Source organism: Frankia sp. AgKG'84/4 (genome assembly GCF_023242965.2).
Lineage (GTDB): Bacteria > Actinomycetota > Actinomycetes > Frankiales > Frankiaceae > Frankia.
Genome location: NZ_JALKFU020000157.1, coordinates 1 through 9,979, shown reverse-complemented (window position 1 = coordinate 9,979; position 9,979 = coordinate 1). Strand labels below are relative to the sequence as shown.

The window sequence follows — 9,979 nt, the reverse complement described above, 5'->3', positions numbered from 1 at the left end:
GAACGAGCGGACCCTGGTCGAGCCGACGGCGAGGGCGCGCGCGGGGATCTCGGCGCGCGGGACGACCATGACGACCACGGCCAGGCTTGCGAGGAGCCAGCGGCCACCGGTCGGACCGGCCAGCGCCGTTGCCCGCCCGACCAGCCAGCCCGCCGCGAGGACCGCGAAGGCTTCGCGGCGCCAACCCCACACATACCGGCCGACGTGGCGGACAAGTAGTTCCGGTATCGACGGCCGCAACGCCAACCGGAATTGATCGGGCCGCATCCAGCCCCGGCGAATCTTCAGTACAGCCATGACGGGCTGTCCCTCCCGACCTCAGAAACGAAAGAGGGGGGTGGTGGTGCGAGGTCACGGCACCACCACCCCCAGACCCGTCACCGCCCGTCCGCGTCAACCCCGGACCGGGCGGCACCGGGCCGCCGAGAATGATCTAGTTCTTGGATGGGGTCGGTGCCGCCGCCGGGGTCGGGGCAGCCGGGCGGACTCGGATGTCCTGCGCGGTCCAGGCGATGCCGTGCCGCCCTGCCATCGCCCAGAGCAGCCCCACGAGGCCCACCAGCTCCACGGACGCGCCGACGGTCACCTTCGGCGCGCGCCCAGCCACCTTGACCTTGATCAGGCTCACCGTGCCGTCGAAGGTCGTGACGACCTGCACCACGAACAATGGTTCGCCATCGCGGTTTGCCTTGGGCTTACCGTCCATATCGGTATCCGGTACCGCTTCCGACACCGCGACCGCCGTCACAGCCGCCGTATCCACGGGGAACGTACGCATCTTTCACTCTCCTTATCCTTGAACGGTGGACCCGCACGGATGCAGGGGTCCGAAAAGCACCGGCTGATAGCCACTGGACGCCACACATGCCGACCGGGACGGCGGATGCAGCCGCTGATCCACCAGGCCGATTACGATGGTCATCCCGAGGGACGCGGAAAACAGGACCACCAGCCAGGCCAGAAATCCGAGGATCAGCAGCGCCGCCATACGCCTACGGGCACGGACGTCAGCCACGGAACGCCGCCGCGACCAGCCACAGGACCACACCGACGATCCCGGCCGTGACAAGAACAGGCACGATCGTCGCCGCGAAATGCGAGAACACCAGCGCACCGAAGTAGAGCGCCCAGAAGAACAGCACCGTCCGCAGAAACCAGTGGCGACGGCGACGCACATAGTAGGTAGGCACGGCAACAAACTCCCAGCGTCAGGGAATGGGAAGGGCCGGGGGAATCGCTCCGGCGCCACCTACATTGCCCGCGCCCGGCATTCCGAGAAGAAGCCAGAGCCGGAGATTCCGCGGAATTACCCGCCGCCAGATGCGGGGCGCACGGCGTGCCGAGCCGGAGTAGAGCCGGAGTGGGCACGGAGGACCAGAGGCGGAGTCGGGTCGGAGTGCACACGGAGTACACCCGGACAGATCGCCACAACCGTCACGCAACTATCGCCGCCGGCTCTAGGTGACCGGCCCATCACGGGTGACGATACGGACGCGGAGCAAACCCGGAGTGGACCCGGACTCCACCCGGAGTGCACCCCACGCACGCCACACCGAGCCCTATGCGACCGGCACCGCCGAGCCGTCACGGGTTTCAGGGAGGACGATCACCAATGGCCACCAAAGATCATGTGGACGAGCTGGTTGACTGTCTCGCGACCGCCTATCGGCGCGGCATCCCGCACGCCGCAGACCTGGCACTCCGCGATGATCTGCGGCCGTTGTTGGATCTGCTGTGCCCGCCGGACGGCAAGGCAAGTGATCATCAGCGGGCCAAGGCCGCCCACAAAATGATCGTTCAGGCCGTCGATGCGTTGCCCGGTGACCGGGGGGACGCCGCCGCCGCGATGCTCGACTTCACCGGCATTCCGGGACGCGCCCGGGGCATCACCGCCCGCAAGGACGCCGCCGCCGCCCACCACGGCATTTCCGCTGACTGGTTCACCCGTACCGAGCTGGAACCCATGACACTTGCCCTGGCCATGGAGCTGGACCAGCAGATAGCCAGGCGAGAAGCCCGCACCAACACCGACCCCTACCAGCACCAGGTGAGGCATCTTCCGCCGCCGCCCCCCGCCGACAGCTACCGCGCCCGGCCCGCCGCACAACCGGCCGAGGAACCGGCCGCCGCTGACCGGGCATGACCGGGCCGCCCGTCACACCCCTGGGGGTCGGGGACCCGACCCACATGGGCCCGTACCTGCTGCGCGGACGGATCGGCGCCGGCGGCATGGGCATGGTCTACCTCGCCACCGACCCCACCGGCACCCCCGTTGCTGTCAAAGTCATTCGGCCGGAGTTCACCGCCGACCCGGCGTTTCGGGACCGGTTCCGCCGCGAAGCCGCCGCCGCCCGCAAAGTGCCCCGCTTCTGCACCGCCGCCGTCCGCGACGTCGAATCCGGCGGCAGCGCGCCGTATCTGGTCACCGACTACATCCCCGGGCCCACGCTCTCCCAGGCCGTACGCGAGCAGCCCCTGTCCGGTGCCGACCTCGAACAGCTCGCGATCAACATCGCGACCGCGTTGACCATGATTCACGGTGTCGGTGTTGTGCACCGGGACCTCAAGCCCGGCAATGTCCTGTTGTCCCCGACCGGTGCCCGCGTCATTGACTTCGGGGTTGCTGCCGCCCATGACATGACCGTTATTCGCGGCCCGAGCATTGGCACCCCGCTGTACATGGCGCCCGAGGCATTCGACGGCGCCCCGCCGAGTCCCGCCATGGACATCTGGGCGTGGGGTGGTGTCGTGCTGTTCGCCGCCACCCGCGAACCGCCGTTCCCCGCCGAACCCGCCGCCCTGCTCGCGCATCGCATCCGCCATGACCAGCCGACCCACCTGCACCGCCTGCCCGGCCCACTACGCAATGCCGTCACCGCCGCCCTGTCGAAGGACCCCGCGGCACGGCCGAGTGCCGCCGATCTGTACCGGATGCTCACCGGACCCGACCCCATCCCCAGTACCCCCACCGGCCACAACACCGCGACGAGGTGGGTTCCACAGACCGCCCCACCCTCGCACCCATGGCCACCCCGACCGCCTACCCCCGTCGGACCGACACCGCCACCCCGCGCCTACCGGCCACGCGCGATCGGTGTCGCCGCCGTCACCACCACCGCCGTACTCGCCGTCATCCTGGCCGTCATGTGCCTCCGGCATCCCACGCGGACGCTCACCGCAGCCCAGCGCAGCACCGCCGGACAGGCACTCGCCGCCGCCGCCCGCACCAGCACCGATCCCGCACTCGCGGAGCGTCTGGCCGTCGCCGCATGGCATCTGGACCCCACCGGCAGCACCACCACGCTGATCAGCACCACCGCCGGACGCCTCCCCGCCACCGCCACTCTTGCCCACGCCGGAGCTGTCACCACCGTTGCCGCCAGCCCCACCGGTCAGATCCTGGCCACCAGCAGCAAAGATCAGACCGCCCGTCTCTGGTCGACCATCACCCCCGATCGTCCGGTGCCCGTGGCGACCCTTCCCCACGACGCCGCCGTCACCGCCGTGTCCCTCAACGCCGCCGGCACCCTGGCCGCCACCACCGCCGAAGATCGCACGCTCCAACTGTGGAACCTCCGCGATCCGGCCGCCCCGACGATCGCCGGGACCTTCACCCTCACCGGCGCGCGACCGATCGCCGCCGTCTTCGACCCCCTCGCACCAGTCCTCGCCCTCACCACCACCAGCGGCTATCTCGTGGTCTTCGACATCACCGACCCCGCCCACCTGACGACCCTGGCCACCGTGCACGCCCACGACCAGGCAGCCACCGCCGCGTTCATCGCCCACACCAACATCGTGATCACCGTCGGTGGTGACGGTGGCGTCCATCTCTGGGACCTCAGCACCCCCACCGCCCCCGTAAAAATCAGCGACATCACGCCCACCACCATCCCCACCAACCTTGCGATCACCGCCGACGGCCGCATCCTGGCCACCACGCAGGCCGATGGCACGGTGTCGCTCTGGGACATCCACCAGCCCGCCACCCCCGCAGCCCTCACCACCCTGACACCACCCGACACCCGCACCCCAACCATCAGCCCGAGCGCCGGATCAATCACCGTGCAGCTACAGGGGATGGCCACCGCCGCCGCGTTCACTCCGGCCGCCACGCTGCTCGCCGTGGGCGACGACAGCGGCGCCGTCCGCCTCTGGGACATCACCGACCCCCACAACGTCCGACCATCCGGGACGCTCCACGCACACACCGCCGCGATCGGGGATCTGACGTTCACCCCCGACGGCACCCGCCTTGTCACCGCTGGCGACGACAGCACCGCCCGCCTCTGGAACCTCACCCCGGCCAGCCTCTACCAGCGCGCATGCGCCACCCCGACCGGCGGTCTCACCCCCCAGGAATGGCGCCGCCACCTCCCCCACACCCTCTACCAAACACCCTGCCCCTAAGAAACCCGCGAAAGGCACCCGATGTTCTTCAGCAACGAAGATGATCGAATTTCCTGGTATCTCCTCGCCATCGCCATCATCGTCGCCGCCGTACCCTCCGTCATCGCCGGCATATGGATCGGCCAGCACCTATAGCCGCCGCACCCCGACCCCAAAAACCGCCACACAGCAACGCGGATATGCGACGACCCCGGGCACTGCCATGGGGGGCATGCAGGCCCGGGGTCGCCCGTGGTGACCGGTACGGCCTACCAGCCACCCAGGAGACAGAACCCCGCCGCGTGTGGACGACGGACACGAAGTCCTCTCCCAGGTGACGGAGGGACTGGCCGCCCTACCTGCCACCGGCTTCTGGTGTTCTCTCTATAAATGATGTGGAAACGAACGAACTTCCGCCCTGGTCGTCAATGGCCGATGGTTTTTTGCAGCGAAGCTTTCGTCAGCTCGCTCCGGAGATTGTTGCCCGCCAGCCACCGTGGGAAAGGTTGATGGTGCCGTCGTCCTGCACCCTGGCGCGGGCGCCGAGAACGGGGTTCCAGCCCCGCCGTAGCCAGTCGTCGCGCACCGCGTCGAGGGCATCCCAGAGCCGTTGCGGCCCGCTCTGATGGACCGTGGGCGGTTCGGCGCCGGTCCCGCTGGCACGCGCCCAGGACCCGTCAGGGTGATGGATGATCGCGGTATGCCGGCCGTCGCGCTCGCGCCGATAGTCGTGCCGCACGCCCGGGACCGCAAGGGTAAGCAGTGTGGACAGTTCCCAGGCGTTGGCGACATCAACGACCGGGTAGCGGCCGGTTCCGACCTGCTCGCCCTCCCGGTCGAGCTGCTCGACGTCTACCGGAGCCGGCGGGTAGTCGGGGCCGTGGCGCGCTCCCATGAACGCCGCCACGTCCCGTTCGACCTGACCGACGATTCCCTTCGGTGTCCTCGTCGCCGTGAGGATCATCCACGTCCCGGTGATGACGGTGACCAGCCGGCCACCGGGGCGCAATGCGTCCAGCCAACTTGGAGGAACGAACGGGACCGAGACCATGGACACGATCCGGTCGTACGAGCCCGGCAACGGGCCCGTGGCATCGACCGTCACCGCAGTCGGGTGCAGTCCGAGGCCGGAAAGTCGATGTGCGGCGGCCTCGACCAGGTAGGGATCAATGTCCAGGGTCGTGACATGATCGCCACCGTAGCGGCGGGCGAGCAGTGCGGCGCCGTACCCGGAGCCGGTGCCGACATCGGCGACGTCGAGACCGTGCGCAAGGTGCGCGTACCGGTACATGGTCACGACCAGGCTCGGCAGAGTTGACGACGACGTCGACCGACCCTCGGGACGATCATCCTCGGTCGCGTGATCGGCATGAAGGGCACCGATCCGGGTGACCAACGACCGGTCGTCATAGGCATCGACGACTGGCCCGCGCCGCAGCGACCACCCACCGTCGCTCCACCTCCACCAGGCGGGCACGAATACGTGCCGCGGGGTGTCGGCGATCACCGGATACCACCGGGAACCGGGATGGGTAACCACGTCGGCCAGGGTGCGCGCGTGGGTCTGCCAGTCGGCCGTCATGCGAAGTTCGGATCGGGCTCAGGGTTGACAGGTCCGCACGGCTTGGTGTCATCATCCGGATTGCACGGCTTCGCGGCCCCCCGAGGTCTCGGCACCCGATCGACCACGGTCCGCCACTGCTCCCCAGCCAGCAGAGCAGGCAGCGGGGTGTCCCGGACGTTGCCGCTTGTCAGGTCACGGCTCATCACGCACGGCGTCACCGAGCCGTCCGGCAGGATCGCCGCGCGACCAAGCCCGCACGCCCCGCAGCCCTTCGCCGTGATGTCGCCGCCGGCCGCGCGGCCGAAGTCGCGGACCTCGTCGCGGCGGATATCGGTCACGCCGAGCCCGAGTAGCGCCGACTGTGCCCGGTCCGCGGTCTCCCCGTCGCCGATCAAACCGACCCGCAGGGGAACGCCGCGCCGGAGCGCCTCGACGATGTTCGCCGTCGTCCGCGCATGGGAGCCGGTGCCGCCGGTGATCCGGTCGTGCTCACCGGGCGTGGCGCTGTAATAACTGGTCGCCAGACGTACACCGGGCTGCCCGAACACCCGCCACAGATCATCGGGCACGCGCAGCAGGTTCGTGTACACCTCAACCGTCAGACAGACCCGGAGCGCATGGCCGACCAACTCCGCAAGGCCCGGGTAGGTCGTGGGTTCGCCGCCGATGAACTGCACCGTGCGCACCCCGAAGGCCGCGGCATCGTCGATGATCGTATGCCAGTTGGCGGCCGTCATCGTGCCGTGCGTCCCGGTCGGACTCGATGACGCATAGCAGTGGTCGCAGGCAAGCTGGCAGCGGCCGGTGACCTCCAGCCACAGGGAACGGATCGGCACGGTGGCCGTAGTGGGCATGGTCGCGGTCGTCATGATGCTCCTCAGGGTCGGTCGGTCAGGTCAGATCAATCAGGGGTCGTGCCGTCAAGGTGAAAACGGGTCGCGGCGCGCGTCGCCGGCCGCACCGGGTCATCCAGAACGTGAGCCATCACGTACAGGGCCGGGTCAGCCCCCGAGCCCGTATGTCGGGCCGAGCCGGCCAGCAGCGCCAGCGTCCGCGCTACCACCGTTTCGATCACTTCTCGGTCCACGTCGGGTAGATCGCCCGCGATCTTCTGCGTGAAGATCAGGCCCAGCCGCCGCCGGAACGCCCCCGCCGGGTCTGAGGGCGCAGTGGCAGGCCGGGCGATGCCACTCGATGTACGGTGCCGCCGGGTCACTGGATCGGTGCTTCGTCCGGTGCCGTCACACGGAGCATCGGTGCTACCGCCCATGTCCCCTGGCAGTGCGCCCGCGCGTAGGTAGATGCCACCGACTGCGAGCCAAACGGGCCGATCATGCCCTCGACCTGCCCGCCGGGCGTCAGCGTGGCGACCGCCCAGGACATCGCCCCCACCAGCGGACAGTCCTCCGAGCGCCGCCGGGTCTGCGCAGCACGCACCGGGGCACGCATGATCGACACTGACACGGCGCCGTTCTCCCTTCACGTCAGGCTTGCGGGACCTGACCGCCCCCGGCCCATGAACGCTCACGCACGAACGGGCAGGCCGATCACGGTCAGGCACTCATGTCAGGCTGTCTCGCCCCGTGTTGAATCGCCGGCCGTTGCCAACGCGAAGGTGAGGATGACCCGCGCTCCCCGTCGCGTCGAACGCCGCAGACGGGCCTCCGCAGGGACCAGCAGGCCGACGGACGAGACCAGCTTCGACGCCCGCAGACCATAATCAACATCGAGGACCACCGAGTCGGTGTCGTACTGCACCGACACGCCAGGCCCCGGTTCCAACACCAGTTCCCGGGGCTCCGGCAGCTCTTCAGCCAACGCGACATCCATCTACACGATCACCCCGTCCAGGTCAGGAGCTGCCCTACCCGCGGCTGCCTCCGCAGCCCAGAAACACGCCCGCCCCGACAGCACGGCGGACGCGCGGCCACAGACCACGGGTAGGACAGGACCACCAGCCCCAGCACCATCAGCCAGGGCCACACGGATAAGCCTGAACCGAAAAGCCCCCTTCGACCACCACCCCGTCACACACCGTAAAAACACCTGGTGCCGCCGACCTAACTCTTTCCTAACCCGCCCACGATCTGGCCGACAGGCCGAGCGAGGAAAGGGTTAGGGACATCCGCGCAACGGACTACTACCAATCCGACGGAAACATGTGACCGACCCGTTACGCTGCTTCCACACCTACCCCGATCCGCGGAGAAGCGATGCCCACCACCATGCGGTTCCGCACCGTCGAGGCCGAACAGGAACGCGCGCACTCGCTGCGGATCCGTCATCCCGGGTGGGCACCGCAGCGCCTTGCCGACGCCCGCACCGCGCTGGGCTGGAGCCGAGCCACCCTCGCCCGCAAAATTCGGGACATCCTCACCGGCGATGTGCCGTTCTCCCCGCCTGTCGCCAACGAGCAGACGATCATGCGGCACGAGCGGGGATGGGCCTACCCTGGCGAAGACTGGCAGGCCGCCTACGCCCACGTCATGGGCCTCAGTCGCGTTGAGCTGGGGCTTTGCACCCGCGAAACCGATAGCACCACGGTTGTTACCCGTGACGCCTTGCCCGCTGGGCCCTCCACGACTGACGATGAGTGGGTCCGCCAGCTCTGGGGAACCCCCGGACTGTCCGGCGCATGGGAGGAGGTGACGATGATCAATCGCCGCGAGTTCACCGCCCTGACCGGCGTCACCCTCACCGGCGCCGCCCATGAATGGCTCATGGCCGACCCCGCCCGCATCGCCGCCACCCTGTCCGGACGACGCGCCGACGCCGCCGTCATCGCCGACCTCACCACCACCATGGACGCGCTACGCCGCCTCGACGACAAACTTGGCGGCCAGGCCGTCAACGGCATGATCGTCGAACAGCTCCGCCTTGTCGTCCGTGTCCTGCGCAACGCCAGCTACACCGAAGCCGACGGGCATGCCCTGCACGGCATCGCCGCCGAACTCGCCCGCATGGCCGGATGGACCGCCCAAGACAGCGGACAGCACGGCACCGCCCAACGCTTCTACCTGGTCGGCCTACGCGCAGCCCACGAAGCCGACAACCCCGGCATTGCCGCGAACATCCTGCGCTGCATGGCCGTGCAGGCGTGTAGTCGAGACGACCCCCGCACCGGTATCCAACTCCTGCGCTCCGCACGAGCCGGAAGCCGCGGACGTCTCACCGCCACCGAAAACGCCATCCTCGCCGGACAACTCGCCATCGCCCACGGACGAGCCGGAAACCGCGACGCAGCGCAAGCCGCTTCCGATGACGCGCTCGACCACATCGCGCAGGCGAGATCTGGCGAAACCCCGCCCTACCTATACTTCGTCAACAACGACGTCATCGCCTATCTGGTAGGCGTCTCCATGATCTTCGGTGGCCGTCCGAAGGCCGCAATTCCGCTGGTACAGTCCGCGATTGACCACGCAGACCCCACCATGCCAAGAGACCTTCTGGAGTTCCAGGCCAGCCTATCCATCGCTCACGCCCGATCTGGAGACCCTGACGCCGCATTGAGCCTTGCACACAAAGCGATAGGGACATCCTCCCTCGCTTCCTCGGCGATCTTTGGTAGCAGCTTCGTCGAGGTCTACCAAGAAGTCCGCGCGACCGGGCACCCAGGAGCGGACAGGCTCTCCGATCACCTTCGCAGCGTCACCGGGGCAGCGGACCTCTGACCAGGACAAACAAACTCATCCAAGATCCATCGTGGACTTTCTGTGCTTCTTCAAGGCGCGCCTACGGCGCGCGGCTGTGACCTGCCGCACACGCCGTGCGCGCCGCGCCGCCACGCCCGAGGCTCCCGCCGCGCGCGACGGGGCCCCGGGGGGGGGCGGGGGGGGGGGCGGGCCCCCCGGCGCCGCTCGGGGGGGGGGGGGGGGGCGGGGGGGGGCGGGCGGGGGGGCGCGGGGGGGGGGGGGGGTGGGGGGGGGGGCCGCCCGCGCCCCCCCCCCCGCCCCCCCCCCCCCCCCCCCCGCCCCCCCCCCCCCCCCCCCCCCCCCCCCCCCCCCCCCCCCCCCCCCCCCCCCCCCC

General features: G+C 69.3%; 10 protein-coding genes and 1 pseudogene. 4 read left to right on the top strand and 7 right to left on the bottom strand.

Translation table 11 applies throughout. The annotated features are described in order from the left end of the window. The 3 genes and pseudogenes from MXD58_RS12240 to MXD58_RS12230 form a co-directional block, all read right to left on the bottom strand. Positions 1-297, bottom strand: a pseudogene (locus tag MXD58_RS12240) (FtsK/SpoIIIE domain-containing protein); the annotation flags it as partial. Positions 298-433: 136 nt separating this feature from the next. After that, positions 434-778 (bottom strand): hypothetical protein, encoded by a 345-nt coding sequence (locus MXD58_RS12235; RefSeq protein ID WP_248838628.1) that lies wholly within the window; start codon positions 776-778, stop codon positions 434-436. 229 nt (positions 779-1,007) lie between these two features. Next, positions 1,008-1,190: a hypothetical protein gene (locus MXD58_RS12230; RefSeq protein ID WP_248838629.1), complete on the bottom strand. Its 183-nt coding sequence runs from the start codon at positions 1,188-1,190 to the stop codon at positions 1,008-1,010. 422 nt (positions 1,191-1,612) lie between these two features. Between MXD58_RS12230 and MXD58_RS12225 the strand changes: the two genes are divergently transcribed. Both MXD58_RS12225 and MXD58_RS30275 read left to right on the top strand, forming a co-directional pair. Further along, positions 1,613-2,143, top strand: a complete 531-nt coding sequence (locus MXD58_RS12225) for a hypothetical protein (RefSeq protein ID WP_248838630.1) — start codon at positions 1,613-1,615, stop codon at positions 2,141-2,143. Continuing rightward, entirely contained in the window at positions 2,140-4,410 is a 2,271-nt protein-coding gene (locus MXD58_RS30275; RefSeq protein WP_284678253.1) for a serine/threonine-protein kinase, read from the top strand. Before MXD58_RS12225 ends, MXD58_RS30275 begins: the two co-directional genes overlap by 4 nt. Positions 4,411-4,849: 439 nt before the next feature. Here MXD58_RS30275 and MXD58_RS12210 read toward each other — a convergent pair whose 3' ends face one another. From MXD58_RS12210 to MXD58_RS12195, 4 genes are all read right to left on the bottom strand, one after another. Next, positions 4,850-5,971, bottom strand: coding sequence for a methyltransferase domain-containing protein (locus tag MXD58_RS12210; RefSeq protein ID WP_248838631.1), 1,122 nt, complete (start codon positions 5,969-5,971; stop codon positions 4,850-4,852). Next, a complete protein-coding gene (locus MXD58_RS12205) occupies positions 5,968-6,822 on the bottom strand; it encodes a radical SAM/SPASM domain-containing protein (RefSeq protein WP_248838632.1) in 855 nt (284 codons plus the stop codon). Before MXD58_RS12205 ends, MXD58_RS12210 begins: the two co-directional genes overlap by 4 nt. 32 nt (positions 6,823-6,854) lie before the next feature. Further along, complete coding sequence (locus tag MXD58_RS12200) at positions 6,855-7,169, bottom strand: hypothetical protein (RefSeq protein ID WP_250609323.1); 315 nt, start codon at positions 7,167-7,169, stop codon at positions 6,855-6,857. A gap of 350 nt (positions 7,170-7,519) precedes the next feature. Then, positions 7,520-7,771: a hypothetical protein gene (locus MXD58_RS12195; RefSeq protein WP_248838634.1), complete on the bottom strand. Its 252-nt coding sequence runs from the start codon at positions 7,769-7,771 to the stop codon at positions 7,520-7,522. Positions 7,772-8,166: 395 nt separating this feature from the next. Between MXD58_RS12195 and MXD58_RS12190 the strand changes: the two genes are divergently transcribed. Beyond that, complete coding sequence (locus MXD58_RS12190) at positions 8,167-9,624, top strand: NsdA family TPR-like regulatory protein (protein ID WP_248838635.1); 1,458 nt, start codon at positions 8,167-8,169, stop codon at positions 9,622-9,624. A 31-nt stretch (positions 9,625-9,655) separates the two neighbouring features. Further along, on the top strand, positions 9,656-9,979 hold a 324-nt coding region (locus tag MXD58_RS12185), incomplete at its 3' end, for a hypothetical protein (RefSeq protein ID WP_250609324.1).